At 72.4% G+C, this 25,332-nt stretch carries 24 protein-coding genes; 15 read left to right on the forward strand and 9 right to left on the reverse strand.

Going from position 1 to position 25,332, the window contains the following annotated elements:
* Positions 1-16 precede the first annotated feature (16 nt).
* Positions 17-1,918, forward strand: a complete 1,902-nt coding sequence (locus ABD299_RS01495) for a helix-turn-helix domain-containing protein (protein ID WP_344258144.1) — start codon at positions 17-19, stop codon at positions 1,916-1,918.
* Here ABD299_RS01495 and ABD299_RS01500 read toward each other — a convergent pair.
* Positions 1,847-3,271: an MFS transporter gene (locus tag ABD299_RS01500; RefSeq protein ID WP_344258146.1), complete on the reverse strand. Its 1,425-nt coding sequence runs from the start codon at positions 3,269-3,271 to the stop codon at positions 1,847-1,849. The genes ABD299_RS01495 and ABD299_RS01500 overlap by 72 nt on opposite strands.
* A 289-nt stretch (positions 3,272-3,560) precedes the next feature.
* On the opposite strand from ABD299_RS01500, the gene ABD299_RS01505 reads away from it, so the two are divergent.
* Positions 3,561-5,780 (forward strand): NADP-dependent isocitrate dehydrogenase, encoded by a 2,220-nt coding sequence (locus ABD299_RS01505; protein WP_344258148.1) that lies wholly within the window; start codon positions 3,561-3,563, stop codon positions 5,778-5,780.
* Between the two features lie 171 nt (positions 5,781-5,951).
* Positions 5,952-6,710 carry a phosphoglyceromutase gene (locus ABD299_RS01510; RefSeq protein ID WP_344258150.1) on the forward strand — a complete coding sequence of 253 codons (759 nt, stop codon included), beginning with the start codon at positions 5,952-5,954 and terminating at the stop codon, positions 6,708-6,710.
* Between the two features lie 381 nt (positions 6,711-7,091).
* Here the strand turns inward: ABD299_RS01510 and ABD299_RS01515 are convergent, their stop codons facing one another.
* Together ABD299_RS01515 and ABD299_RS01520 are read right to left on the reverse strand one after the other, a co-directional pair.
* A complete protein-coding gene (locus tag ABD299_RS01515) occupies positions 7,092-7,820 on the reverse strand; it encodes a PaeR7I family type II restriction endonuclease (protein ID WP_344258152.1) in 729 nt (242 codons plus the stop codon).
* Positions 7,821-7,832: 12 nt separating this feature from the next.
* On the reverse strand, positions 7,833-9,509 hold the full coding sequence (locus ABD299_RS01520) for an Eco57I restriction-modification methylase domain-containing protein (RefSeq protein ID WP_344258154.1): 1,677 nt from the start codon (positions 9,507-9,509) through the stop codon (positions 7,833-7,835).
* 341 nt (positions 9,510-9,850) lie between these two features.
* Here ABD299_RS01520 and ABD299_RS01525 point away from each other — a divergent pair, with 341 nt between their 5' ends.
* A complete protein-coding gene (locus tag ABD299_RS01525) occupies positions 9,851-10,744 on the forward strand; it encodes a phosphorothioated DNA-binding restriction endonuclease (protein WP_344258156.1) in 894 nt (297 codons plus the stop codon).
* 79 nt (positions 10,745-10,823) lie between these two features.
* Here the strand turns inward: ABD299_RS01525 and ABD299_RS01530 are convergent, their stop codons facing one another.
* A complete protein-coding gene (locus ABD299_RS01530; protein ID WP_344258294.1) occupies positions 10,824-11,171 on the reverse strand; it encodes a DUF1330 domain-containing protein in 348 nt (115 codons plus the stop codon).
* Between the two features lie 177 nt (positions 11,172-11,348).
* Between ABD299_RS01530 and ABD299_RS01535 the strand changes: the two genes are divergently transcribed.
* Positions 11,349-11,558, forward strand: a complete 210-nt coding sequence (locus ABD299_RS01535; protein WP_344258158.1) for a hypothetical protein — start codon at positions 11,349-11,351, stop codon at positions 11,556-11,558.
* Between the two features lie 50 nt (positions 11,559-11,608).
* Positions 11,609-12,055, forward strand: coding sequence for a DUF2335 domain-containing protein (locus ABD299_RS01540; RefSeq protein ID WP_344258160.1), 447 nt, complete (start codon positions 11,609-11,611; stop codon positions 12,053-12,055).
* 99 nt (positions 12,056-12,154) lie between these two features.
* Here ABD299_RS01540 and ABD299_RS01545 read toward each other — a convergent pair whose 3' ends face one another.
* From ABD299_RS01545 to ABD299_RS01555, 3 genes are all read right to left on the reverse strand, one after another.
* On the reverse strand, positions 12,155-12,358 hold the full coding sequence (locus ABD299_RS01545; RefSeq protein WP_344258162.1) for a DUF397 domain-containing protein: 204 nt from the start codon (positions 12,356-12,358) through the stop codon (positions 12,155-12,157).
* 192 nt (positions 12,359-12,550) lie between these two features.
* Positions 12,551-14,212, reverse strand: coding sequence for a hypothetical protein (locus ABD299_RS01550; protein WP_344258164.1), 1,662 nt, complete (start codon positions 14,210-14,212; stop codon positions 12,551-12,553).
* Positions 14,197-15,012 carry an ABC transporter ATP-binding protein gene (locus ABD299_RS01555; RefSeq protein WP_344258166.1) on the reverse strand — a complete coding sequence of 272 codons (816 nt, stop codon included), beginning with the start codon at positions 15,010-15,012 and terminating at the stop codon, positions 14,197-14,199. The genes ABD299_RS01550 and ABD299_RS01555 overlap by 16 nt, the downstream gene beginning before the upstream one ends.
* 110 nt (positions 15,013-15,122) lie before the next feature.
* Between ABD299_RS01555 and ABD299_RS01560 the strand changes: the two genes are divergently transcribed.
* From ABD299_RS01560 to ABD299_RS01575, 4 genes are all read left to right on the forward strand, one after another.
* On the forward strand, positions 15,123-16,442 hold the full coding sequence (locus ABD299_RS01560; protein WP_344258168.1) for a sensor histidine kinase: 1,320 nt from the start codon (positions 15,123-15,125) through the stop codon (positions 16,440-16,442).
* Between the two features lie 34 nt (positions 16,443-16,476).
* A complete protein-coding gene (locus ABD299_RS01565; RefSeq protein ID WP_425581229.1) occupies positions 16,477-17,463 on the forward strand; it encodes an SPFH domain-containing protein in 987 nt (328 codons plus the stop codon).
* Positions 17,460-17,690, forward strand: coding sequence for a type II toxin-antitoxin system antitoxin (locus ABD299_RS01570; protein ID WP_344258170.1), 231 nt, complete (start codon positions 17,460-17,462; stop codon positions 17,688-17,690). The genes ABD299_RS01565 and ABD299_RS01570 overlap by 4 nt, the downstream gene beginning before the upstream one ends.
* A 78-nt stretch (positions 17,691-17,768) precedes the next feature.
* Positions 17,769-18,425 (forward strand): response regulator, encoded by a 657-nt coding sequence (locus ABD299_RS01575; protein ID WP_344258172.1) that lies wholly within the window; start codon positions 17,769-17,771, stop codon positions 18,423-18,425.
* Positions 18,426-18,895: 470 nt separating this feature from the next.
* Here ABD299_RS01575 and phoU read toward each other — a convergent pair whose 3' ends face one another.
* Positions 18,896-19,615 (reverse strand): phosphate signaling complex protein PhoU, encoded by a 720-nt coding sequence (gene phoU / locus ABD299_RS01580; RefSeq protein ID WP_344258173.1) that lies wholly within the window; start codon positions 19,613-19,615, stop codon positions 18,896-18,898.
* A 218-nt stretch (positions 19,616-19,833) separates the two neighbouring features.
* Here phoU and phoR point away from each other — a divergent pair, with 218 nt between their 5' ends.
* Positions 19,834-21,120: a two-component system sensor histidine kinase PhoR gene (gene phoR, locus ABD299_RS01585; RefSeq protein ID WP_344258175.1), complete on the forward strand. Its 1,287-nt coding sequence runs from the start codon at positions 19,834-19,836 to the stop codon at positions 21,118-21,120.
* Positions 21,117-21,797: a two-component system response regulator PhoP gene (gene phoP / locus ABD299_RS01590; RefSeq protein WP_344258177.1), complete on the forward strand. Its 681-nt coding sequence runs from the start codon at positions 21,117-21,119 to the stop codon at positions 21,795-21,797. Before phoR ends, phoP begins: the two co-directional genes overlap by 4 nt.
* Before the next feature lie 164 nt (positions 21,798-21,961).
* Here the strand turns inward: phoP and ABD299_RS01595 are convergent, their stop codons facing one another.
* The gene (locus ABD299_RS01595; RefSeq protein WP_344258180.1) at positions 21,962-22,669 is read right to left on the reverse strand and encodes a DUF461 domain-containing protein; all 708 of its coding nucleotides are present in this window, start codon (positions 22,667-22,669) and stop codon (positions 21,962-21,964) included.
* A gap of 458 nt (positions 22,670-23,127) precedes the next feature.
* Here ABD299_RS01595 and ABD299_RS01600 point away from each other — a divergent pair, with 458 nt between their 5' ends.
* From ABD299_RS01600 to ispF, 3 genes are all read left to right on the forward strand, one after another.
* Positions 23,128-23,610, forward strand: a complete 483-nt coding sequence (locus ABD299_RS01600) for a CarD family transcriptional regulator (protein WP_182665093.1) — start codon at positions 23,128-23,130, stop codon at positions 23,608-23,610.
* A 445-nt stretch (positions 23,611-24,055) separates the two neighbouring features.
* Positions 24,056-24,823: a 2-C-methyl-D-erythritol 4-phosphate cytidylyltransferase gene (gene ispD, locus ABD299_RS01605; RefSeq protein WP_344258184.1), complete on the forward strand. Its 768-nt coding sequence runs from the start codon at positions 24,056-24,058 to the stop codon at positions 24,821-24,823.
* Positions 24,813-25,313, forward strand: a complete 501-nt coding sequence (ispF, locus tag ABD299_RS01610; RefSeq protein ID WP_344258186.1) for a 2-C-methyl-D-erythritol 2,4-cyclodiphosphate synthase — start codon at positions 24,813-24,815, stop codon at positions 25,311-25,313. Before ispD ends, ispF begins: the two co-directional genes overlap by 11 nt.
* Positions 25,314-25,332 lie beyond the last annotated feature (19 nt).

The raw sequence follows: 25,332 nt of genomic DNA on the forward strand, positions 1-25,332 counted from the left end.
GGGCGATGCTGGGCCCATGCCGCACGCCGGGCCGCCCGGGGCTTCCCTTCCCGAGCACCCCTACCTGGAACTCCTCGCGCAGGGCGCCCCCGCCGGTGCGTACGAGGAGCCGGTGCGGCGCGCCCGGGAGGACGGCGCGCCGCCCGCGCGCCTGGCCGCACTGGAGCGCGCGCGGGAGCTCGCGCTTCGGGTGCGCGCCGAACTGGACGGCCGCCGGCGCCGCGAGGCCGAACTCACCGCGCTCTTCGAGACCGCCCACGACCTGGCCGGGCTGCGCGACCTGGACGCCGTGCTGCGGGCCATCGTCCAGCGCGCCCGCTCCCTGCTGGGCACCGAGGTCGCCTACCTCACGCTCAACGACCCCGACCGCGGCGACACCTACATGCGGGTCACCGAGGGGTCGGTCTCGGCCCGCTTCCAGCAGCTCAGACTGGGCATGGGCGAAGGGCTCGGCGGACTCGTCGCGCAGACCGCCCGCCCCTACGTCACCGACGACTACATGCACGACGCCCGCTTCCGGCACACCTCCGCCATCGACGTCGGAGTCGGCGAGGAAGGGCTGGTCGCCATCCTCGGCGTTCCGCTGCTGCTGGGCCGCGAGGTCATCGGGGTGCTCTACGCCGCCGACCGGCGCGCCCGGGTCTTCGAGCGCGAACAGGTCGCCCTGCTGGGCTCCTTCGCCGCGCACGCCGCCGTCGCCCTGGACACCGCCCGGCTGCTGGCCGAGACCCGCAGCGCGCTCGCCGACCTGGAGGCCGCCGGGCAGATCATCCGGGACCGCAGCCGGGCCATCGAGCGGGCCGGGGAGGTCCACGACCGGCTGGTGGCCCTCGTCCTCAAGGGCGGCGGGGTGCCCGACGTCGTCGCCGCGGTCGCCGAGGCGCTCGGCGGCCGGGTGGAGTTCGCCGAGCCAGGCAGCGCCCCCGCGGACGCCGTGCGGCGCTCGGCGGCCGACGGCCACGCCGTGCGGCACGGCGCCACCACTGTCGCCGCCGTCGCGGCCGGCGGCGAGCTGATGGGCGCCCTGCTGCTGCACGGCCACCCGGACCTCGACCCGGTCGACCAGCGCACCCTGGAGCGAGCAGCCATGGTCACCTCGCTGCTGCTGCTGGCCCGCCGGTCCGCCGACGAGGCCGAGCAGCGGGTCCGCGGCGAACTCCTCGACGACCTGCTGGACGCCCCGGACCGTGACCCCCGGCTGCTGCGCGAGCGCGCCGCCCGGCTCCGCGCCGACCTGGACGAGCCGCACGTGGTACTCGCCGCGCACCAGGACGGCGCCGGTGACCACGCGGTGGGCAGACAGCTGCTGTGGTCGGCCGCCTCCCACCTGGCCGCCACCCGGCACGGCCTGGCCGCGGCCCGCGACGGCGGCGTCGTCCTGCTGCTGCCCCCGGACGGGGACGAGGACCCCGGCCGGCTGGCCCGCGCCGCCGCCGCCTCGCTCGGTGCCTCCCTCGGGGCGCCGGTCACCGTCGGCGCCTCCGCCGCGGTCCGGGCACCGGCCGGTGAGCCCGCCGCGGTCGCCGAGGCCTACGCCGAGGCCCGCCGCTGCGTGCAGGCCCTGCGGCTGCTGGGCCGCGGCGGCCAGGGGGCGGCGGCGGCCGACTTCGGCTTCCTGGGCCTGCTGCTGGCCGACAGCCAGGACGTCGGCGGCTTCGTGCGGCGCACCCTGGGCCCGCTGCTGGAGTACGACGCGCGCCGGGGCACCGAACTGGTCGCCACGCTCGCCGCCTACTTCGACTCCGGGATGAGCCCGGCCCGGGCCCGCGAGACGCTGCACATCCACGTCAACACCGTCGCCCAGCGGCTGGACCGGGTGGCCCGGCTGCTGGGCGACGACTGGCAGTCACCGGCCAGGACCCTGGAGATCCAGCTCGCCCTCCGCCTCCACCGCCTCTCCGGCGCTGTCCTGCGCTGACCGGCTGTCCTGCGCTGAACGGCCGTCCTCGCCGACGGCCGTCAGGTCGCGGTTGCGGGTCTCCTGGGCGAACGCGAGGGCGATGACGGTGAGCAGTGCCGCGGCGATCAGATACAGCGCGATCGGAGTGGAACTGCCGTGCGCGGCCAGCAGCGCGGTCGCGATCATCGGGGCCGGGGCACCGGCTGCCACCGAGGAGAACTGCGCCCCGATCGAGGCGCCGGAGTAACGCATCCGGGTGGCGAACATCTCGGAGAAGAACGCGGCCTGCGGCGCGTACATCGCCCCGTGCAGCACCAGTCCGACCGTCACCGCCAGCAGCATCGCGGGGAACGAGCGGGTGTCGAGCAGGGCGAAGAACGGGAAGACCCACAGCCCGACCCCGGCCGCGCCCAGGAAGTACACCGGCCGCCGGCCCCGCCGGTCGGACAGCGCCCCCCACACCGGGATCACCGCGAAGTGCACGGCGGAGGCGATGAGCACGGCGTTCAGCCCGGTCTGCTGCGGCATCTCGAGATGGTTCGTGATGTAGACCAGGATGAACGCGGTGATCACGTAGTAGCTGATGTTCTCCGCCATCCGGCAGCCCATGGCGATCAGCACGTCCCGCCAGTGGTGCCGCACGACGGCCAGCAGCGGCATCCGCTCCACGGCGCCGTCGGACGAGCGGCGCTCGGCCTGCTCCCTGGCCTGCCGGAAGACGGGGGACTCGTCCACCGACAGCCTGATCCACAGCCCGACGATCACCAGCACGCCGGACAGCAGGAAGGGGATCCGCCAGCCCCAGCTCAAGAACGCCTCGGCGCTGAGCAGCCAGGTGAGCAGTGCCAGCACGCCGGTCGCCAGCAGCTGGCCGGCCGGCGCCCCGGTCTGCGGCCACGACGCCCAGAAGCCGCGCCGCCGGGCGTCGCCGTGCTCGGACACCAGCAGCACCGCCCCGCCCCACTCGCCGCCCAGCGCGAAGCCCTGCACCAGCCGCAGCGCCGTCAGCAGGACCGCCGCGGTGGCCCCGAGGGTGGCGTGGGTCGGCAGCAGACCGATCGTGAACGTCGCCCCGCCCATCAGCAGCAGGCTGATTACCAGGAGTTTCTTCCGCCCGAGGCGGTCCCCGTAGTGACCGAAGACCAGGGCGCCCAGCGGCCGGGCGGCGAAGCCCACGGCGTAGGTGGCGAAGGCGAGCAGGGTGCCGACCAGCGGGTCGGAGTCGGGGAAGAAGAGCTTGTTGAACACCAGCGCGGCGGCCGCGCCGTACAGGAAGAAGTCGTACCACTCGATGGTGGTGCCGATGAGGCTGGCGACGACGACGCGCCGGAGCGTCCGTGGTGTGGTCGGTGCGGGGGCGGAAGATGCCATGCGGGGTCCTTCCGGCAGGCGCGGGAGCGGGCTCCCGCGTGGGGGACGGGGACGTGACTCGCGCGCCACACCGTAGGCCCGCCGCCCGCCGCGGCCCATGTGGCCGGAACCCACACTTCGGCCGTCGGCTGTCCGTCGCGAGGCCATGGCGGACCGGCCGGTTCCCGCACCCGCCGCCGGCGGCGGACGGCGCCGTTTCCGGCCCTCGCGGGGGCAGGGTCGCGCCGTCACGGGGCCGAGGGGATATCTTGATGTCGAGCAATGTTGCAGACGTGGAGCGGAGCACCCGGTGACTGACTCGACCATCATCTACACGCACACCGACGAAGCCCCGGCCCTGGCGACGTATTCGTTCCTGCCGGTGGTCCAGGCGTACGCCTCGACGGCCGGGGTGGGTGTCGAGCGCCGTGACATCTCGCTGGCGGGCCGGATCATCTCCCAGTTCCCCGAGTACCTCCAGGAGGGTCAGCGCATCGACGACGCCCTCGCCGAGCTCGGAGAACTGGCCAAGACCCCCGGGGCCAACATCATCAAGCTGCCGAACATCTCGGCATCCCTCCCGCAGCTCAAGGCCGCCGTCGCCGAGCTGCAGGAGCAGGGCTACGCCCTCCCCGACTACCCGGACGACCCGAAGACCGACGAGGAGCGCGACATCCGCGCCCGCTACGACAAGGTCAAGGGCAGCGCCGTCAACCCGGTCCTGCGCGAGGGCAACTCCGACCGCCGCGCCCCCGCCTCGGTGAAGAACTACGCCAAGGCCCACCCGCACCGCATGGGCGCCTGGACCGCCGACTCCCGTACCAACGTCGCCCACATGGACGGCGACGACTTCCGCTCCACCGAGAAGTCCGTCGTGATCCCCGAGGACGGCTCGCTGCGCATCGAGCTGGCCGGCGACGACGGCAGCACCACCGTGCTGCGCGAGTCGGTGCCCGTGCTGGCCGGCGAGGTCGTCGACGCCGCCGTGATGCGGGTCGCGGCCCTGCGCGAGTTCCTCGCCGCCCAGGTCGCCCGCGCCAAGGCCGAGGGCGTGCTGTTCTCGGTGCACCTGAAGGCCACCATGATGAAGGTCTCCGACCCGATCATCTTCGGTCACGTGGTGCGCGCCTTCTTCCCGAAGACCTTCGCCGAGTACGGCGAGACGCTCGCCGCCGCCGGGCTCACCCCCAACGACGGCCTCGGCGGCATCCTCAAGGGCCTGGAGTCGCTGCCCGACGGCGCGAAGATCAAGGAGTCCTTCGAGGCCGAGATGGCCGAGGGCCCCGAGCTCGCGATGGTCGACTCCGACCGCGGCATCACCAACCTGCACGTACCGAGCGACGTCATCGTCGACGCCTCGATGCCCGCCATGATCCGCACCTCCGGCCACATGTGGGGCCCGGACGGCCAGGAGGCCGACACCCTCGCCGTCATCCCCGACAGCAGCTACGCCGGCGTCTACCAGGCCGTCATCGACGACTGCCGCGCCCACGGCGCCTACGACCCGGCCACCATGGGCTCGGTGCCCAACGTCGGCCTGATGGCGCAGAAGGCCGAGGAGTACGGCAGCCACGACAAGACCTTCGAGATCCCCGTCACCGGCACCGTCCGGGTGACCGACAACGCCGGCAACACCGTCATGGAGCACGCCGTCGGCGCCGGCGACATCTGGCGCATGTGCCAGACCAAGGACCTGCCGATCAAGGACTGGGTCAAGCTCGCCGTCACCCGCGCCCGCGCCACCGGCGACCCGGCGGTGTTCTGGCTCGACGAGACCCGCGCCCACGACCGCAACCTCATCGAGAAGGTCAAGGCGTACCTGCCCGAGCACGACACCGAGGGCCTGCGGATCGAGATCATGGCACCGGTCGACGCGACCGCCTTCTCCCTGGAGCGCATCCGCCGCGGCGAGAACACCATCTCCGTCACCGGCAACGTGCTGCGCGACTACCTGACCGACCTGTTCCCGATCCTGGAGCTGGGCACCAGCGCCAAGATGCTCTCGGTCGTCCCGCTCATGAACGGCGGCGGGCTGTTCGAGACCGGCGCCGGCGGCTCCGCGCCCAAGCACGTCCAGCAGCTGGTGAAGCAGAACTACCTGCGCTGGGACAGCCTGGGCGAGTTCCTGGCCCTCGCCGTCAGCTTCGAGCACCTCGCCCAGAGCACCGGCAACGCCCGTGCGCAGATCCTCGCCGACACCCTGGACCGCGCCACGGCCACCTTCCTCAACGAGGACAAGTCGCCGACCCGTCGCCTGGGCGGCATCGACAACCGCGGCAGCCACTTCTACCTGGCGCTCTACTGGGCCCAGGAGCTGGCGAAGCAGACCGAGGACGGCAAGCTCGCCGAGGCGTTCTCCGCCCTCGCCGAGACCCTGGCCGGCCAGGAGCAGACCATCGTCGAGGAACTCATCGCCGTGCAGGGCTCCCCGGCCGACATCGGCGGCTACTACGCGCCCGACGACGCCAGGGCCACCACCGTGATGCGCCCGTCGAAGACCTTCAACCAGGCCCTCACCATCCTCGGCTGACAGCCGGGCGGGGGCCGCGCGCCCCTGAGCCACCACCCTTCCCTCCCCGCCCCGGCGGACCGGGACCCGGTCCACCGGGGCGGGGGCGTTCGCGCAGGCCGCCGCACCTGACCTGCCCACTGGGCGAGACCCTGCCGGGGGTGGCACGGGCAGTTCGTTTAGTCTCGGAACATGGCCGACGCACCGTACAAGCTGATCCTGCTCCGCCACGGCGAGAGCGAATGGAACGCCAAGAACCTGTTCACCGGCTGGGTGGACGTCAACCTCACCGGCAAGGGCGAGGAGGAGGCGATCCGCGGCGGCGAGCTGCTGCGTGAGGCCGGCCTGCTGCCCAACGTCGTGCACACCTCCCTGCTCAAGCGCGCCATCCGCAGCGCCAACCTCGCGCTGGACGCCGCCGACCGGGCCTGGATCCCCGTGCACCGCGCCTGGCGCCTGAACGAGCGCCACTACGGCGCGCTCCAGGGCAAGGACAAGGCCGCCACCCTCGCGGAGTTCGGCGAGGAGCAGTTCATGACCTGGCGCCGCTCCTACGACACCCCGCCGCCCGTCCTGGAGGACGGCGCCGAGTGGTCCCAGAGCGACGACCCGCGCTACGCGCACCTGCCCAGCGAGGTCCGGCCGCGCACCGAGTGCCTCAAGGACGTCGTCATCCGCATGCTGCCCTACTGGTACGACAACATCGTGCCGGACCTGCTGGCCGGCCGCGTCGTCCTGGTCGCCGCCCACGGCAACAGCCTGCGCGCCCTGGTCAAGCACCTGGACGGCGTCTCCGACGCCGACATCGTGGGCCTCAACATCCCCACCGGCATCCCCCTGCTCTACGAGCTGGACACCGACTTCCAGCCCGTCAACCCCGGCGGCACCTACCTCGACCCGGAGGCCGCCAAGTCCGCCATCGAGGCCGTCAAGAACCAGGGCAAGAAGTAGCAGCCCAGACGCGACCAAGCCCTCTGCCTGCGGGTTCTCCGCAGGCAGAGGGCTCGGTGCTACCTCTGGACCGTCCGGGGCCCTCTGAGCCAGAAGCAACGGCCCCCGGCTGCCCGTGGGCCCGCTGAGTACGGACTGGCGAGGGTCCCGGCGAGCGGAGTGCCGTGCCCGTCGATGATCACCCGCCGCTGTCAACGGAGGCGTGGACGTGGTCAGCGCCGGTGGCGATTGGCCAGGTCTGCGTCAGATCGAGCAGTCAGTCACGGCTACTCGGAGGTCATAGCTGTGCAGAGGCTGGTGGCAGGCTTGGCGCCGCCGTAAGCGTGGTGGCCAGCGAAGATCCGCATACGAGGAGCGCTGGGCTTACAGAGCAACGGCTGGTCAGTTTCCTGGGAGACCGAGGCTCTTCAGGTAGGTGAGGCGGGCGTTTATGGCTGCGGCGAAGTGGCGCCAGTCGAGGCTGTCGACCGGCTCGATCGGGCTCGGGTTCTCCAGCGAAGAGGTCACGTAGCAGACGGCGTCGTAGAGCTGCTCGTCGACGAGTCGTTGGCAGAAGATACCGAAGCGGTCCTGGTACGAGGTGCCGTGCCACATGCCGTCAACCGGCAGCCCGCTTTTTGCGATCTTGACCGGAGACCGTGACCCCTCGCCGTCCTGCATGATGAAGAAGTAGCCGAGCCAGGGCTTCTCCTTCGGGAACAGCTCTGCCAGGGCCGCGCGGCGCAGGTCGACGGCGCTGCCGAGGGCTTCTTCGACTCGGTTGTTGTAATTGTTGCCGTACGACGGCCCGCCCAGCCCTTTGAGCTCGAAGGCCGCGATGAGGACGCCCTCGTGGACGACCACGACGTCCCATTGCTTCTGAGGCCGGTAATAGCCGGGCAGGGCGAGCCCCTGGGACTTGGCGACGCGGATACTCTCGGGCGGGTAGCCGGCGTCGAGGAAGAACTTGGCCAGGAGGGTGGCGATCGCGTCGAAGTGCTTGCCGCCCCGCACGGTGCCCGCGGTGCCGGCGCCCACCGCGTCCCGGATCATGGACTGCTCGCCCTGCATCTGCTTGGCACCCCAGTAGGCGGCTATGGCGTCCTCGAAGTCCTGGCGTGTGACGGTCACCGTCGGCTTCTCCTACTCGGGTAGTTCGGCAAGTTCGTACACGCGCAGCGCGGCCTCGGTGGCAGCCTCCACGTCCCGACGATCGAAGGCGTCCGCGAGCGCGGCCCTGTCCCGCTCGTCGATCGCGTCTGGTTCGGGAACACGGATCTTACGGAGGTACTGGGCCTGGAAGCGAAGGGTTCCCCCGCGCATCCGGACCGCGTAGGCCTCCACGAATGCCTGGGCGATCCTCGACAGCAGCAGGCCGCCGAGAACACGCAGGTCCCAGGTGTCCGAGACGATGTAGTAAAGGTTGTGGTGAGGGTACAGGCCACCTTCGTCAAGGACTGGATGGATCGTCAACTTCATGTCCGGGAACAGCAGTTTGGGTCGGCGGGTGAGGCGAGCGTCGACCTTGTCGATCGTCTTGTACCAGCGGTGGGGCTGCTTGACCGCCACGTACCGCTTACGCAGAGCGTCCCCGTGCCTGTCGAGGTAGGAGGCGAGCCGAGGGTAGGCGCCGAGGTCGACCAGGTCGCCGTCTGTGCTCCACGGATTGACCAGGTAGGTGCCGCCCCAGTCGAGGGTGCCGTTAGTGGTGTCGCGGACCATCGCCATCGGCAGCAGCCGATCGGGTTCGACCGCGTCGGCGTCCTGGGTGAGGAACACCTTGTCCGCGCCGGTGGCGACTCCGATGCCGACACGTGTCCCGGTGCGGGGATCCTCCAGTAGACCGAACCGCTTGGTGAGGTCTTCCAGCATCGCCAGCCGGGCCGGGGGAGCCGCCGGCCAGGACTCTTCCCCGGGGAACCAGTACGGCAGGCGGACGGCCTGGAAGGCTTCCGAGTCGATCTGCTCGCGGGCTTCGGACCGGCACCAGACGGCGAAGTCGCGGGACTGCGAGGCGTCGAAGGCCCGTGTGGTGTCGGCGACGACGGCCTGCCCCTGGCGACGGTTGGAGATGACCGTGATCGCCGGATACGCCGAGACCTGCTCGTCGAAGGCGTCCACGTCGTGCATGGTCAACACCAGGTCCATGCTGAAACCGCGGGTCACAAGGCGGCGCAGGGCGCGGCCGTACTGGTTGCGCATCCAGCGGTCGGCGCAGATGAAGCCGAGGCGGCCACCCGGGATGAGGCTGCGCAGGGCGGTCTCGTAGAAGCCGATGTAGATGTCGGCCCGGCCGCTCATGGTGGGGCAGGCATCCCGGTAGGCGGCCATGCGGTCGTCGGGGACGTCTTCCAGCCGGATGTAGGGAGGGTTGCCCACGACGAAATCGGCGCGGTGGCCGGAGTCGGCCTGGAGCAGGTAGTCGCCCTGGCGCACCCACGCCGCGGCAGCCTGCTCGGAGTCGGCTGAGCCCCAGCCCTCATCCTGTAGTGCGCGTGTGATCAGAGTCTGGCTCTGCTCCACGTTGTGGTCCAGCAGATCGAATGCCCGAACCGCCTCAATCGCGTCGGTGAGGGGGCGGCCGTGGGTGTGGCAGGAGGCGCTTACGCGGGAGGCGATGGCTCCCAGGAACGCGCCGGCGCCACAGGCCGGCTCGATCAGCTTGGTATCGCACAGGTCCTTGTCAGGCGTGTAGCCGATCAGGTCCAAGATCAGCTCGACCACCCAGCTACGGGTGAACACCTCGCCATGTTCCACGGCCTCCTGTAGAGACTTGGGAAGGGCGAGGCTGTCGGTGCCGAAGAGCGCGAGAGTTGCCACCCTTGGACACTATCGCCTCAGACACAACGAGCCGGATTCGTCCACAGAATGTACTCACCTGCTGACAGCGGGGGCAGTGCTCCGGGCGCAGGCCGGTCGAGTCAGGTAGCCACCTGCGCAACGTGCTGGGCCGTCGCTGGTCCGTGGGAGGGGTGGCCAACGACGAGAAACGAGAACAACCGGTGACGGCTCAGCCGCAGGTCAGAACGTGGTTGTTTGAGTAGCCGCCAGGCTGCGGAACCGGTCGTGAAGAAGCAGGGCAAGAAGTAGCAGACGCCCCGCGGGCAGGCACCTGTCGCTGCTGGTGGATAGTGGGAATCCCATGACTAGGATCGCCGGTCATGGACTGGCTGGAGCGGGCCGCGAAACTGCGGCAGTGGACCAAGGGCGGGACGCGCGCCCCGCACAAGCCGCTGCTCTTCCTGTACGCCCTCGGCCGGTTTCAGCGGGATGCCGAGGGCGAGCTGCGGTACACCGCTGTCGAGCAGGACCTGAAGCGGCTGCTGGCCGAGTACGGCCCGGCCAACCGGACGACGCCGTCCTACCCCTTCCACCACATGGAGAACGACGGTGTGTGGGAGGTACGCACCGATCGCGGCCCCGGAAGCCCCGGAAGCAGCGTGCGGGTACTGCGGGCGACGGGAGCCGCGGGCAGGCTGTCGGCGGAACTGCGGGCGGCGCTGCGGCGGGAGCCGTCGCTGCTGGGCCGGATGGCGCGGACGCTGCTGGACCTCAACTTCCCGCCGTCCCTCCACGGTGACCTGTGCGAAGCCGTCGGCCTGGAACTGGAGCCGCCGGAGGGCGAGCTGCCCTCGGACGCGCGACGGCAGCGGGACCGGCGCATGCGGGAACAGGTCCTGACCGCGTACGAGTACCGGTGCGCCTTCTGCGGCTACGACGGCAGAATCGGTGCGACGCCGGTCGGCCTGGAGGCCGCACATGTGCGCTGGTGGGCGTTCGGAGGCCCGGACGACGTCGACAACGGACTGTGTCTGTGCTCGCTGCACCACAAACTCTTCGACAAAGGTGTCCTCGGCATCGGCGACGGCCACCGCGTCCTGGTCTCGCAGCGCTTCGTGGGGCACAGTCCTGCCGCTCGCGAGCAGGTCATAGCGCTCTCGGGCCGTCCCCTCACCGGCCCGCAGCCGGGCGCCCGTCCCGTGGCGGCTGACCACCGCTCCTGGCACAGGGACCAGGTCTTCCAGGGCACCCCGAGACCCGCCAGTACGGTCTGACCGCACTGCCGGAGTGCTGTGAGACGGCAGCCTGCACGTCAGCGGGCGGCGAGTGAGGCCCCTCGCGTGGTCTGCGGGGCTACTCGGCGGGGAGGGAGTCGCGCATCGCCTTCGCGGTGGCGGCCGGGTCGTAGTCCTCGGGGACGCCTTCGACCAGGATGATGTCGCCCTCGATGTGCCGTGAGCGCAGCGGCGCGATCTCCTGGTACGCGGGTGACTCCCACCAGGCCCGTGCCTCGGCGATCCCGGGGAAGCCGATCACCACGACGTGCCCGGGCCAGCTGCCCTCCTTCACCTCGTGCGGGGTGGCGTGCACCAGGAAGCGCCCGCCGTACGGCTCGAAGGTGGCGGGGACGCGCTCGACGTACTCGGCGATCTCCGGGTGCGGGGCGGCCTCCTGCAGGTGAGCTATCGCGTAGGCGGGCATGCTGTCCTTCCGGTCGGCCGAACCTGGTACGCCGAGCATGGCATGCCGGAGCGTCGGGCGCATGACCTGGGCGGCAATGCGGCCGGGGGCCGGAGAGCCGCTGAGTTCGGGTCAGCGTCCGTGCCAGTGGGTACCCTTGACACTGATGTGAGACCGGACCGATGCCAGGGAGGGCGTATGTCCAAGGGGAGTTCTCGCCGTCGCAGTGCTGCGCTCGCCGGCGGCGGGTCGGTGCTGGATCTGTCCGGGGTGGCCACCTATCGCGCGCGGCGGCGGGAGCGCGCGGCGGGGGCGGCGGGGTTGGAGTCGGATTGGCAGAACGTGGGCCAGGAGCTGCGCCGGGCGATGAAGAAGCACGGCCGGACAGCGGTGAAGAAGAGCCGCTGACCTCGGTACCGGCTCCGCGCCGGACCGAGCCCGGCAGCGACGAGACCGCCGTGCCCCACGAGGGGGAGCTGCGGATCGCCCGCATGGTGGTGGGCGAGCTGCGTCATGCCGGGCCGCTGCCGCCCCCCGAGTTACTGGCCGGCTATGAGCGGGTGCACGACGGGCTGGCCGAGCGGCTTGTCTCCATGGCGGAGCGGGAGCAGTCCCACCGCCACTACATGGACCGCACCGACATGACCGAGGCGAACCGCCTCGCCCGGAGGGGCCAGCTCTGTGGACTGCTGGCGCTGGTCGTCCTCGCGGCGGTCGCCGTCACCCTGGCGATCGTGGGCGAGCCCTGGGCCGCCGCGATCCTCGGCACCATCGACGTGCTGGGCGTGGTCGGCGTCTTCGTCGCCGGCCAGAAGTTCTCCGCCGCCTCCTCCCAGCCCGAACCGCGGCCGGAGCAGGACGAGATGCCGTCCTTAGTCAGAGTCCATCCGCCCGACGGAAGCTGACCGGCGCCCCACAGCGGCCTAGGCCGGTTGCCCGTCAGTCTGCGGCTGTGTGGCTGTGACCGCGGGCAATGAGCGGGCGTGCGTTGCGCCGGATCACCCTCAGGCAGTTGCCTCGTCGCGCTTCAGGGCGCTGATGAAGGACGTCCAGCTTCCTGCGGGAAGAGTCAGCGCGGGGCCGTCGGGGTACTTGCTGTCGCGGATCGGCAGGCGGCGGTCCCGGAGAGGGGCCATCTCCAGGCAGTTGCCTCCCTGGCCGCTGTAACTGCTGCGCTGCCACTGAGTGTTCTCGCGATCCCGAACCAACGTAGTTGCCCCCTTGTCGCTGAGCTTCGTGCTCTCCTCCGGGTTGGACAGTCGCACGGTGGAGCGGGACGGAGCAAGGGCCCGGGGGACCGGGCCCGGAAAGCGCGGCGGGGTTGGCGGAAGAGGGCCCGGTTCGGGGTGTCCCCGGCGGCGCGCCCGCCGCGCTGTGGGCCCCGCGCGCCCCCGGAGGGGTCAGCTGCCGACGGGTTTGCGTTCGGTGTTGGTGCGGGTGGCGGCGCGTTCCATGCGGTCCAGCCAGTCGCTGCCGGGCGGGAGCTGCTGGAGGGCGGTGGCCTTGCCGTGGCGGAGGCGGACGAAGGTCTCCGGGAGCCGGGCAGCCAGCCGCCGGTGGGCGAGACGTCCCAGGAACCAGGCGGCACCGGCCCCGTTGGCGAGGCCGACGGGCACGGTCAGCCAGGCGAGCGCGCCGCCGCCGGCGGCCAGGCCGGTGACGAGCGCCGCGAAGGTGGGGATGATGAGCAGCCCGGTGCCGTACATGGCGATCCACACCTGGTAGGACACGTCGCCCGCGTCGTTCGGGCCGATGCGGTACTTCGGGTCGACGCCGGGGGTCGCGGCGATCACCGACAGCAGGACCGCGACGCCGGTGCCGGCGCCGAGCAGTGCCGCCAGCAGGCCCAGCGCGTAGGGCCAGGCCCAGTGCTGGCCGGAGAGCACGGTGAAGACGGCGGTCATCAGCAGCGCGGCCGGGCCGCACAGCAGGAGCAGCGCGAACTGCCGGCCGCGGATGTCGTGGCGGGCGGTGTTCTCGTCGGCGCCCACCACCGTCTGCCACAGCGCGGTGCCGTCCTGGCCGTAGAGGTTGCAGGCCACCAGGGCGGCCATGAACGCCACCGAGACGCCCGCGAACGGCAGCATCTGGGGGATGCCCGCGACGATCCCGATCAGGGCGATGAACACACCGGTCCAGACCCCGCACTGGAGCTCCAGGGAGCGCCACGGGTCGCGCCACCACTGCCGCAGCTCCTTGCCGGCCACGCTCCACGCGGGGGTGTCCGGCAGCAGCGGACGGGTCGTCAGGACGCCGGTGCCCAGCGGGGGACGGCGGCGGTGCGGCGTGGCGTTGCGGGTGCGGGGGGTGAGCAGCAGCGCGCACAGTGCGGAGGGGATCGCCGCCGCGGCGGCCAGTGCCAGCAGCAGTCCGGCCGCCGTGCCCCAGCGCCCCTCGGCGCCCGCCTCCACGGCCAGGACCGGCCAGGAGGTGGGGAGCGCTTCGAGGACGCGGGCGGCGGTGTCCGGCAGGCCGTCCCGGACGAGTCCGGCGATGCCCTCGCCGACGGCGGACAGCGCCACCCAGCCCACCATCAGCCCGGCGATCAGCGCTCCGTACTGGATGCCGGACATGGCCACCCCCAGCCGGGAGCCCATCGCCGCGCCGAGCAGCGCGTAGACCACCCGGGAGGTGGCGACCACGGCGACGAGCAGCAGCGGCAGCGCCACGGCGGCCACCGCCAGGGACGGCGGGGAGAGCAGGTAGGCGTGCGCGCCGAGCACGGCGAGCGAGAGCAGGGTGACGGCAGGGCCGACGCCGACGCACACCGTGATCATCAGAGCGACGCCCAGCCATCGCCGGTTCAGCGGCAGGTGCGCGAACCACTCCGGGCGCAGCACCCCGGCGCCGGAGGTCAGCACCGGGCCCAGGGCCCAGCCGGTGCCCCACAGGGCGAGGACGACCAGCAGCACGTCGTGCCGGGCGCCGTCGCTCCCGGCGGCCAGCACGGCTGCCCAGGTGGCGAGCACGGCGAGGGGGGCGACCACCCAGCGGGTGATCCGCAGACCCTGGGTGCTGTGGCCGAGGATGGTGAACTTCAGCCGGATCAGGTCGCCAACCATGCCAGTTCCCCCTCACCCATCTCGCGGCGGCCCGCCAGCCGCACGAACGCCTCCTCCAGCGTTCCCCCGCCGCGCACCTCATCAAGGGTGCCCTCGGTGCGGCCCCGGCCGTCGGTGATGATCGCGACCCGGTCGCACAGCTGCTCCACCAGCGGCATCACGTGACTGGAGAGCACCACCGAGCCGCCGGCCGCGGTGAAGCGGCGCAGGATCGCGGTGAGCACCCGGCCGGAGACCGGGTCCACCGCCTCGTAGGGCTCGTCGAGCACCAGGACCCTGGGAGCGTGCAGCAGGGCGGTGGCCAGCCCGATCTTCTTGCGCATGCCGGTGGAGTACTCGATGACCAGGGCCCCGGCCCGCTCGGCCTCGTCCAGTTCGAGGACGCGCAGCAGTTCGGCGGTGCGGGCGGCGATGGTGTCCCGGTCCATGCCGCGCAGCCGTCCCCAGTAGGCCAGCAGTTCGCCGCCGGTGAGGCGTTCGGGCAGGGCCAGGCCGTCGGGCAGGACGCCCAGCAGCCGTTTGGCCCGCGCGGCGGAGGCCTGGTCCGCCCAGATGTCCTCGCCCATGATCCGGGAGGTGCCGGAGTCGGGGCGCAGCAGGCCGACTGCCATCGACAGGGTGGTGGTCTTGCCCGCGCCGTTGGGGCCGACCAGGCCCATCAGGCAGCCGCGCGGCACGGTCAGGTCGACCGCGTCGGCGGCCCGGGTCTCGTGGAACGTCTTGGTCAGGCCCGCCAGCTCCAGGGCGGGCGGGAGGCCGGCCGTGCTGCCGGGGTCCGGGGGAGAGGTCGGGATGGACATGGCAGCACTGTGCCGGGGCGTGCCGGGTAGGGGCCATCTGTCGGGGGGCCGGAGTTCTCCGGCCGGCCGGCAGAGGCGCGTGGGCCCGTGGCGTGCGTAGGCTCCGGTGCATGGACGGATCGGCCGGTGCCGGTGTGCGGGGCAGCGGCCTCGAGGGGCGGTTGCAGCGGTGGGTGCTGCCCGGCGAGCTGCTGGCGACGGACGGCCGACGGCCGGTGCGCCGCACTGCCCGGGACTGGCTGGTGGACTCCCTGCTGTTCCTGTGGGCGGTGTTCCTGTGGCTGGTGATGCTCGAGCAGGTCCCCGGGCACCTTCCCGTCTGGTTGCGGGCGGTGGATGCCCCGGCGGGGGCCGTGAGCTGTCTGGCGCTGTGGCTGCGGCGCCGCTTCCCGGCCGGGCTGGCGCTGGCGATGGTGCCGGTCGGCGGGCTGGTGAACAGCAGCGTCGGCGCGCTGATGGTGGTCATCGCGAACCTCGGGCTGCGCGTGCCGTGGCGTCCGGCCCTGGCGGTGCTCGGCCTGCACCTGCTGGGCGCGGTGCCCTACATGGTGCTGTACACGCTGCCGTACGAGGGCGGCTGGCCCACGGCGGCCTTCATCGTCGCGTTCTACCTGGTGTTCTTCTCCTGGGGCGGGGCGATGCGGGCCCGGCGGCAGCTCGTGGTGCGGCTGCGGCAGGACGCGGAGCGGGAGCGGGCCGAGCACGTCCGCCGGCTGGCGGACACCCGCCGGGCCGAGCGGGAGGCGATCGCCCGGGAGATGCACGATGTGCTGGCCCACCGGATCTCGCTGCTGTCGGTGCACGCGGGCGCGCTGGCCTACCGCACCGGCGACGCCGCCGGGTCGGCCGCTCCGCTGTCCGGGGCGGAGGTGCACCGCAGCGCGCAGATCATCCGGGACAACGCCCATCAGGCGCTGGAGGAGCTGCGGGAGGTGCTGACGGTGCTGCGGGGGACGGGTGGTGAGCTGGGCAGCGCCCGGCCTCAGGTGGCGCTGGCGGACATCGCCGGGCTGGTGGAGGAGGCACGCCGGTCCGGGCAGCCGGTGGAGCTGGAGGAGAGATGCGCGGCGGGTGCGGGCGGCGGGCCGCGCCCCCAGGTGCAGCGCACCGCCTACCGGGTGGTGCAGGAAGGGCTGACCAACGCCCGCAAGCACGCGCCGGGCGCCCGGGTGACGGTCTCGGTGACGGGGGAGCCGGGGACCGGGCTGACGGTGCGGGTGGCCAACCCGTTGCCGGTCGGTGTCACCCAGGCCGAGATTCCGGGGGCGGGTGCCGGGCTGACCGGGCTGGAGGAGCGTGTCGGGCTGGACGGCGGCGAGCTGGAGCACGGCAGCACGGACGGGACGTTCCTGCTGCTGGCCCGGCTGCCGTGGGCCCGGGGCCGAGTCGGTACCGGGCCTGGTGGTGGCGGCACCGGCGGTGTAAAGTGATATCACTTTTAATGGACCATGCACGGGGGACACCATGTCCGCACTTCCTGACAGCAACGACACCAACAGCAGCGGCACCGCCGCCACGAACGCCGCTCCGCTGCCCGACGCACCGGAGATGCCGCAGGCGCCGGTCGAGGAGCGGCCCGCGCACAACATCAGCGGCGGGCTCGGGCTGCTCATCGCCGTCCTCGGTCCGCTGCTCGGCATCGGCGTGCTGCTGGCCGGAGTCGCCGTCGGCTTCGACCCCGGCGACCGGCCCGCGCTCGGGATTCCGCTGATCGTCATAGGCGCCCTGCTGGCCATCGCCTCGCTGTTCGCCTGGAACGGCGTGAAGATGGTGGCCCCCGGAGAGGCCCGGGTCATCCAGCTCTTCGGCCGCTACGTGGGAACGCTGCGGACCGACGGGCTGCGCTGGGTGAACCCGCTGACCAGCAGCACCAAGATCTCCACCCGGATCCGCAACCACGAGACCGCCGTCATCAAGGTCAACGACGCCGGCGGCAGCCCGATCGAGATCGCCGCCGTCATCGTCTGGCAGGTGGAGGACACCGCGCAGGCCACCTTCGCGGTGGACGACTACGAGGAGTTCGTCACCACCCAGACGGAGACCGCGCTGCGGCACATCGCCACCAACTACCCGTACGAGTCGGCCGGTGACCTGTCCCTGCGGGACAACGCCGAGAGCATCACCGACCAGCTCTCCGCCGAGGTCGAGGCCCGGGTCGGCGCGGCCGGGGTGAAGGTGATCGAGTCCCGCTTCACCCACCTCGCCTACGCGCCGGAGATCGCCGCCGCCATGCTCCAGCGGCAGCAGGCCGGAGCGATCATCGCCGCGCGCCGGGAGATCGTCGAGGGAGCCTGCGGCATGGTGGAATCGGCCGTGGCCCGGATCACCGCGCAGGACTTCGTCGAACTCGACGAGGAGCGCAAGGCCGCCATGGTCTCCAACCTGCTCGTCGTGCTCTGCGGTGACCGCACCCCCCAGCCCGTGCTGAACGCGGGGTCGCTCTACCAGTGACGGAGGAACCCGCCCGGCGGCGCGCCCCGCGCAAGCAGGTGCTGCTGCGGCTCGACCCCGCGGTCCACGACGCGCTCGCGCGGTGGGCCGCGGACGAGCTGCGCAGCACCAACGCCCAGGTGGACCTCCTGTTGCGGCGGGCGCTCACGGAAGCCGGCCGGATGCCCCGCACGGCCCAGCCGCACCCTCCTCGCGGGCGCCCGCCGCGGCGCGAAGCGGGGGAGTGACGCCCGCTTCGGCGGCGGGCCGGAGTGCGAGGGCTGCGGCGGGTCGTTCCCGCCGTCCGGTCCCGATAGCGTGGGCCCATGACCATCCGGGTGCTGCTCGTGGACGACGACCCTCTGGTGCGCACCGGGCTGCGGCTGATGCTCGGCGGGGCCGGGGACCTGGAGGTCGTCGGCGAGCTGGCGGACGGCGCGCAGGTGCCCGGGGCGGTCCGCGAACTGGCCCCGGACGTGGTCCTGATGGACATCCGGATGCCGGTGGTGGACGGCATCGAGGCCACCCGGGAACTGGCGGCGCGGGCCGCAGGGGACGCCCGGGCACGGGTCATCGTGCTCACCACCTTCGGCACGGACCGCAATGTGCTGGCCGCGATGCGCGCCGGGGCGGCCGGGTTCCTGCTCAAGCACACCGAGCCGGAGGAGATCGTCGAGTCGGTGCGGCGGGCCGCGCGCGGCGAGCCCGCCGTCTCCCCGGCGGTGGTGGCGACGCTGATGGCGCACGCGGCCGCGGACAGCGGTGCGGAGGAGTCCCGCCGCCGGTTCCGGGTGCTGACCGAGCGGGAGCGGGCGGTGGCCGCGGCGGTGGCCGAAGGGCTGTCCAACAGCGAGATCGCGGGACGGCTCCACCTGTCGGCCGGCACGGTCAAGACGCACATCTCCAGCGCGCTCGCCAAGCTCGGGCTGGACAACCGCATACAGCTGGCCATCGTCGCCCATGAGGCGGGCACCGGCCGCTGACCCGGCGCGCTGACCGGCCGGAGCGCGGCGGGCCCGCGGTGACGCACGGGCGAAGCCCCCGGCCGGCGGACGGGATCCGCCGGCCGGGGGCTTTCCGCCGGGGCCGGTGCCCGGCCCGGGTGCGCGGTGCGTCAGCCGCAGGAGCCGCCGCACTGGCACGACCCGCCGGACTGGCACCCGCAGGTGCAGCCCGAGCCGCAGCCGCAGGCCCCCGGCAGGGGCATCGGGTGCCGCCCGGAAGGAACCTCGGGGACGCGTATCGGGGGAGGGGAGTCAGCCATGGAATGTCCTCCTCGCAGGGGTTTCCGCCACCGGCCATTACCGCGCGCGGCCCCCGCGCCGGTCAACGGCGCTTTGGAGCATTCCGGGCGCTTTGGGCGCCCGGCGCTCACTCCGGCGCCCGCTCCGTCGTGGGAGGTGCGCCCTCCGCGCCGGCGGCCCGGCCCGTTCGAGGGGCCGGGCCGTACCCGTCACGCCTCGCCGGACTCCTGGGACGTGGGCGTCGCGGACCCCGGTGCGGACTCGGAGGAGGAGTCCGCCTCGAACTGGTCGGCGTACTCGCCGGTGACCAGGTAGACCACCCGGCGGGCGATCGAGACCGCGTGGTCGGCGAACCGCTCGTAGTAGCGGCCCAGCAGCGTGACGTCCACCGCCGTCTCCACGCCGTGCTTCCAGCGGTCGTCCATCAGGTGCTGGAAGAGGGTGCGGTGCAGGCTGTCCATCGCGTCGTCGTCGTGCTCCAGCTGCAGCGCCAGATCCACGTCCTTGGTGATGATCACCTCGGCGGCCTTCGCCATCAGGCGCTGCGCGAGCTGCCCCATCTCCAGAATGGTGGCGTGCAGGTCGCGCGGCACCGCCGAGTCCGGGAACCGCAGCCGGGCCACCTTCGCCACGTGCTGCGCCAGGTCCCCGCACCGCTCGAGGTCGGCGCTCATGCGCAGCGAGGTGACCACGATCCGCAGGTCGGTGGCGACCGGCTGCTGGCGGGCGAGCAGCGCGATCGCGCTGTTCTCCAGCTCGCGGTGCATCTCGTCGACCTTGTCGTCCGCCGCGATCACGCTCTCGGCGAGCTTCAGATCCGCGTCCAGCATCGACGTGGTGGCGCGGCCGATGGCGGAGCCGACGAACCTGGCCATCTCCACCAGGCTGTCGCTGATCGCGTCGAGCTCCTCGTGATACGCGTCACGCATGATCGTCCTTCCCCTCGCATGGCCCGCTGCCGAACGCGCGAGACCTTCGCTCCTACGCTCCCACAGCTGTTGCGCTCCTACGCTGCGCCTGTCAGACGGCTGTCCGCGCCACGCCAAGTGAACCATCGCTGTCGTGAAGGTGAACTTCTCGGGGCGCCCGGTCGAGCATCTCCGGTCAGCCCTGTGGTTCACCGCGGGCCCCCGCATAGCCTGAGGGTATGGACGTGAACGCGGCAGTGGCCGCCGTGGCGGCGATCGCCGGGCTGGGGACCGGCGTCATCGCCATGCTCGCGTTCCGCATGAGCGAGCGCGAGCGGACCCGCCCGCTGCGCAGCGGGCCCCCGCCGGAGAACACGCTGCCGGCCGGAGTGGACACGGTGCTCTCGGTCCTGCGGTCCTCCGCGGTGGTGCTGGACGAGGCGGACGGCGTGGTCAAGGCCAGCTCGGCGGCGTACGCGCTCGGGGTGGTGCGCGGCGGCCGGCTGGCGGTCGAACCGATGCTGCAGATGGCCCGTGAGACCCGGCGCGACGGCGAGATCCGCCAGGCCGAGCTCGATCTGCCCCGGCGCGGCAAGGGCCGCACCGACGCGCTGGCGGTCTCCGCCCGGTCCGCGCCGCTGGGCTCACGGCTGGTGCTGCTGCTGGTGGAGGACCTCACCGAGGCCCGGCGCATCGAAGCGGTGCGGCGGGACTTCGTCGCCAATGTCAGCCACGAGCTGAAGACCCCCGCCGGGGCGCTGTCCCTGCTCTCGGAGGCCGTGCTGGACGCCGCCGACGACCCGGAGGCGGTGACCCGCTTCGCCGGCCGGATGCAGATCGAGGCCACCCGGCTGACCAACCTCGTGCAGGAGCTCATCGACCTCTCGCGGGTGCAGGACAACGACCCGCTCACCCACGCCGAGCCGGTGGAGGTCGGGGAGCTGATCTCCGAGGCCGTCGACCGGTGCCGGCAGCAGGCGAGCAGCAAGCAGATCACCATGGTGGTCGGCGGCACCCCCGGCCTGACGGTGTGGGGTCACCGCAGCCAGCTCGCGGCGGCGCTGGGCAACCTGGTGGAGAACGCGGTCAACTACAGCCCGGCGCACACCCGCGTCGCCATCGCGGCCGCGGTGGTGCCCGGGCGCGGTGGCGAGCAGATCGAAATCTCCGTCACCGACCAGGGGGTGGGCATTCCCGAGAGCGACCGGGACCGGATCTTCGAGCGGTTCTACCGCGTGGATCCGGCGCGCTCCCGGGCGACCGGGGGCACGGGCCTGGGCCTGGCCATCGTCAAGCACGTGGCCGCCTCGCACGGCGGGGAGGTCCTGGTGTGGAGCTCGGAGGGACAGGGCTCCACCTTCACCCTGCGGCTGCCGGAACCCGGCAGCGCGCGGGAACGCCACCGTTCGGCCCGGCGCCGCCGGGAAGGGCCGAGCGGCACGCTCCACGAACCGGCGGCATTCCCCGACAGCGCCGACGCTGACGCGGACACCACCAATGATCATGCCCGGGAGGTTCTTCCGTGACCCGAGTGCTCGTCGTAGAGGACGAGGAGTCGTTCAGCGACGCTCTGTCGTACATGCTCCGCAAAGAGGGGTTCGAGGTCGCCATCGCGCCCACGGGTCCGGAAGGGCTGGACGAGTTCGAGCGCAACGGCGCCGACCTGGTCCTGCTCGACCTGATGCTGCCGGGGCTGCCCGGCACGGAGGTCTGCCGGCAACTGCGCAGCCGGTCGAACGTCCCGGTGATCATGGTCACCGCCAAGGACAGCGAGATCGACAAGGTCGTCGGCCTGGAGATAGGGGCCGACGACTACGTGACCAAGCCGTTCTCCTCCCGCGAACTGGTGGCCCGCATCCGGGCGGTGCTGCGCCGCCGGGGTGAGGCCGAGGAGGAGAGCCCGGTGGCCCTGGAGGCCGGGCCGGTCCGGATGGACGTGGACCGGCACGTGGTGACGGTCTCGGGCCGCAAGGTGGATCTGCCGCTGAAGGAGTTCGACCTGCTGGCGATGCTGCTGCGCAACGCCGGGCGGGTGCTGACCCGGATGCAGCTCATCGACCGGGTCTGGGGCGCGGACTACGTCGGCGACACCAAGACGCTGGACGTGCACGTCAAGCGGCTGCGGGCGAAGATCGAGCCGGACCCGGGAGCGCCCCGGTACCTGGTGACCGTCCGCGGGCTGGGCTACAAGTTCGAGCCCTGACAGGGGGGCGGGGAAGGACCGCCGGCGGCCGGAACGGGGCCCCCGGGCGCATGCCCGGGGGGAGAGCGATCTCCCGGCCGCCGGTGAACGCGAGGCGGTGCCGCCGGGATCAACGGCGGCACCGCCTCGCTGCTGTTCTTCCGCTGTCGCGCGACCGGCCGGGGTCAGTCGCCGGACTCGGTGTCGTCCTCGGAGGTGTCCTCGTCGCGGGCGCCCTCGGTGCCCTCCTCGCCGGCGTCCTCGTCGGTGCCGGGCTGGTCGGTGCCGGTGTCGGAGCCGTCCGACTCCACGCCGTCCTCGTCCTCACGGGCGTCCTCGGTGTCCTGCCCGGCGCCCTGGCCCGTCTCGGGGGAGGGGGAGGGGCCCCACTCCTGGTAGTGCTGCCAGTGGCCGTCGGCCGGGACCACCCGGGCGTACAACTCGGCCCGGCCGCTCTCGCTCAGGTCGAAGACGAGGTGCTGGGCATTGCCCAGGGCGACGCCCGCGGCCTCGGCGTCCTCGATGACCGCGGCGGCGTTGCCCTCGCCGCCCAGCGCGACGGAGCCGCGCGGCGGGAGGACGATACGGCTGTCGCCCTCGGCCGGGACGAGCTGGATCTCCTGGCCGGTGTCGGCCAGGACGATGGCCTCCAGGGTCTGTTCCTCGCTGCCGTCGTTGAACAGCCGGGCGCTGACCGAAGCCGGCCCGTCGCTCTCCTCGCTCATGACGATGTTGACGTTCTGGATCTGGATGTCATCGACCCGGACCGTGGCGTTCCGGGGGTTCACGCCTCCGGTCTGGGCGTCGAATCCGGCTCCGCAGGCGGCGGTCAGCGGGGCGATCGAGAGCACGATCGCGGCGGCGAGGGCGCCGCGTCGAAGGCTGCGGCTCACGGCGGCGGCATCTCCTAGGACGAGCTTGGGCGGACCGGGAACGTACGGCCGGACCGGACTGTCAACGGGTCTGTCAGCGGCCTCAGAGTACCGACCCCCTCCGGCGCTCCCGCAGCCGACCCACCCGGTAGGGGCCGGACGGGTGCGCCGGAGGCGGGGACGGAGCCGGGCGGGAGGCATGAACGGACCGGCCGCCGCCCCGAAGCGTTAATCGCGACAAATCGGACATCTTTCGAGTGGCGTGTGAGGGGTGTGCCAAGTTCTTCCGGTTCTGCCGCCTTGTTTCCCGAACGGCCGATCCCGGCTCTCACCTGCGGATACCCGTCCGAGCCCCCCTCGCGCAGCACGCCCGGGCGGCCCTTGTCAACCCCCGAGATGTGGTCTGACCTGCGAAAACGTCAGTCATATGGCCTTCGGCCCGTGTTACCCTGGATAGCCACGGAAGGGGTACCTGTCACATGACGTTCAAGGTTGGCGACACCGTGGTCTATCCCCATCATGGGGCCGCGCTGATCGAGGCAATTGAAACGCGCCAGATCAAGGGTGTGGACAAGACCTACTTGGTACTGAAAGTCGCCCAGGGTGACTTGGAAGTGCGCGTCCCGGCGGAAAACGCGGAACTCGTCGGCGTGCGCGATGTAGTGGGCCAGGACGGTCTGGACCGGGTCTTCGAGGTGCTGCGCGCGCCGTACGCCGAGGAGCCCACCAACTGGTCCCGGCGTTACAAGGCGAATCTGGAGAAGCTGGCATCCGGGGATGTCATCAAGGTCGCGGAAGTGGTGCGTGACCTGTGGCGCCGCGAGCGCGAGCGCGGGCTGTCCGCCGGTGAGAAGCGCATGCTCGCCAAGGCGCGGCAGATCCTGGTCAGCGAGCTGGCGCTCGCCGAGAGCACCAACGAGGACAAGGCCGAGACGCTCCTGGACGAGGTGCTGGCGTCCTGACGCCCGCCCTCGGCGGCAGCAGTCGTCGGTGAGAGTACCGCTCCGCAGCCACCGGAGCGGAGTGCTTGGCCACGGCAGGCGGTGAGCCCGTCCGTCGATGCCGGCCGATGCCCGCCGTCCCGCGGCGGTCTGCAGCGCCCCGAGGCACCCCGGGCATGAACGGTGCCGGACGGGCGCTGCGGCGTGCGCGACGCGGTGATCGCAATGCTGCGCGGGACGCCGCCTGTCCGCTGTGCCCGGCATCCGCTGTGCTCGGCTACGCTTCCGCCCCCGGGAGTCTTCTCCCCGGGCGTTCGTTCTCCCGACTGCTCGTTCCCCCGAGTGTGCGCCGGGTCGGTCTTTCCTCGGCCGGCGTGTCACGGAAGGGAAACCGGCCGGTGCCGTGCCCGGCACGCTCTGGCCATACCCACCCCTGCCCCGCCGACAAACCCTGTGGCAGTCAGAAATGTCAGACACCGCACACCCGCCGGCCGCCGCGCCGGCCCCCCGGACCGCCGCCGTCGTTCCCGCGGCCGGCCGTGGCGTACGCCTCGGGCCCGGCGCGCCGAAGGCGCTGCGCCAGCTGAACGGCACGCCCATGCTGGTGCACGCCGTCCGGGCCATGGCCCGTGCCCGCGCGGTGTCGCTGGTCGTCGTCGTCGCGCCCCCGGACGGCATCGCGGAGACCCGCGCGCTGCTCGATGAGCATCCCCCGCCCGCCTCGGTCGAACTGGTGGTCGTCCCCGGCGGTGACACCCGTCAGGAGTCCGTCCGCCGCGGCCTGGACGCGCTGCCCGAGGACATCGGCATCGTCCTGGTGCACGACGCGGCCCGGCCGCTGGTACCGGTCGAGGTCGTGGACAGCGTGATCGCCGCCGTCCGGGACGGCGCCCCGGCGGTCGTCCCGGCGCTGCCGGTCACCGACACCGTCAAGCAGGTGGCCCCGGGAGGCGTGCGCGGCGAACCGGAGCCGGTGACCGCCACCCCGGACCGCTCGCTGCTGCGCGCGGTGCAGACCCCGCAGGGGTTCGACCGCCGCGCCCTGGCCGCCGCCCACCGGCGGATCCCCGCCACCGGGGAAGGAGCCACCGACGACGCGGGGATGGTCGAGCGGACAGGCGTCCAGGTGGTCCTCGTCCCCGGCCACGAGGAGGCCTTCAAGGTGACGCGCCCGCTGGACATCGTGCTCGCCGAGGCCGTGCTGGCCCGACGGAGGCTGACCGATGGCTTCTGACCCGGGCGCGACGCCCGCCGTGCCGCGGATCGGCATCGGCACCGATGTGCACGCCTTCGAGCAGGGCCGGGAGCTGTGGTGCGCGGGCCTGCACTGGCCGGACGCCGAGTACGGCCTGGCCGGGCACTCCGACGGCGACGTCGCCGCGCACGCCGCCTGCGACGCGCTGTTCTCGGCGGCCGGGGCGGGCGACCTCGGCGCGCACTTCGGCACCGGGCGGCCCGAGTGGTCCGGAGCCGCCGGGGTCACCCTGCTCGCCGAGGCCGCCCGGATCGTCCGGGCCGAGGGCTTCGAGATCGGCAATGTCGCCGTCCAGGTGATCGGCGTCCGCCCGAAGATCGGCAGGCGGCGCGCGGAGGCCCAGCGGGTGCTGTCCGGCGCGGTCGGCGCGCCGGTGTCGGTCTCGGGCACCACCACCGACGGGCTCGGCCTGACCGGCCGGGGGGAGGGGCTGGCCGCACTGGCCACCGCTCTCCTGCTGCCGCGCTGAAAGCCCGCGCGGCACCACC

It is taken from the genome of Streptomyces sodiiphilus (assembly GCF_039529215.1).
GTDB classification, from domain to species: Bacteria; Actinomycetota; Actinomycetes; order Streptomycetales; family Streptomycetaceae; genus Streptomyces; species Streptomyces sodiiphilus.

Bases quoted from the DNA above. Each gene is read 5' to 3' on its own strand.
- ABD299_RS01495 (WP_344258144.1), top strand. From the start codon at position 17: ATGCCGCACGCCGGGCCGCCCGGGGCTTCCCTTCCCGAGCACCCCTAC.
- ABD299_RS01500 (WP_344258146.1), bottom strand. From the start codon at position 3,271: ATGGCATCTTCCGCCCCCGCACCGACCACACCACGGACGCTCCGGCGC.
- ABD299_RS01510 (WP_344258150.1), top strand. From the start codon at position 5,952: ATGGCCGACGCACCGTACAAGCTGATCCTGCTCCGCCACGGCGAGAGC.
- ABD299_RS01525 (WP_344258156.1), top strand. From the start codon at position 9,851: ATGGACTGGCTGGAGCGGGCCGCGAAACTGCGGCAGTGGACCAAGGGC.
- ABD299_RS01530 (WP_344258294.1), bottom strand. From the start codon at position 11,171: ATGCCCGCCTACGCGATAGCTCACCTGCAGGAGGCCGCCCCGCACCCG.
- ABD299_RS01535 (WP_344258158.1), top strand. From the start codon at position 11,349: ATGTCCAAGGGGAGTTCTCGCCGTCGCAGTGCTGCGCTCGCCGGCGGC.
- ABD299_RS01550 (WP_344258164.1), bottom strand. From the start codon at position 14,212: ATGGTTGGCGACCTGATCCGGCTGAAGTTCACCATCCTCGGCCACAGC.
- ABD299_RS01555 (WP_344258166.1), bottom strand. From the start codon at position 15,012: ATGTCCATCCCGACCTCTCCCCCGGACCCCGGCAGCACGGCCGGCCTC.
- ABD299_RS01560 (WP_344258168.1), top strand. From the start codon at position 15,123: ATGGACGGATCGGCCGGTGCCGGTGTGCGGGGCAGCGGCCTCGAGGGG.
- ABD299_RS01565 (WP_425581229.1), top strand. From the start codon at position 16,477: ATGTCCGCACTTCCTGACAGCAACGACACCAACAGCAGCGGCACCGCC.
- ABD299_RS01575 (WP_344258172.1), top strand. From the start codon at position 17,769: ATGACCATCCGGGTGCTGCTCGTGGACGACGACCCTCTGGTGCGCACC.
- phoU (WP_344258173.1), bottom strand. From the start codon at position 19,615: ATGCGTGACGCGTATCACGAGGAGCTCGACGCGATCAGCGACAGCCTG.
- phoR (WP_344258175.1), top strand. From the start codon at position 19,834: ATGGACGTGAACGCGGCAGTGGCCGCCGTGGCGGCGATCGCCGGGCTG.
- ABD299_RS01600 (WP_182665093.1), top strand. From the start codon at position 23,128: ATGACGTTCAAGGTTGGCGACACCGTGGTCTATCCCCATCATGGGGCC.
- ispD (WP_344258184.1), top strand. From the start codon at position 24,056: ATGTCAGACACCGCACACCCGCCGGCCGCCGCGCCGGCCCCCCGGACC.
- ispF (WP_344258186.1), top strand. From the start codon at position 24,813: ATGGCTTCTGACCCGGGCGCGACGCCCGCCGTGCCGCGGATCGGCATC.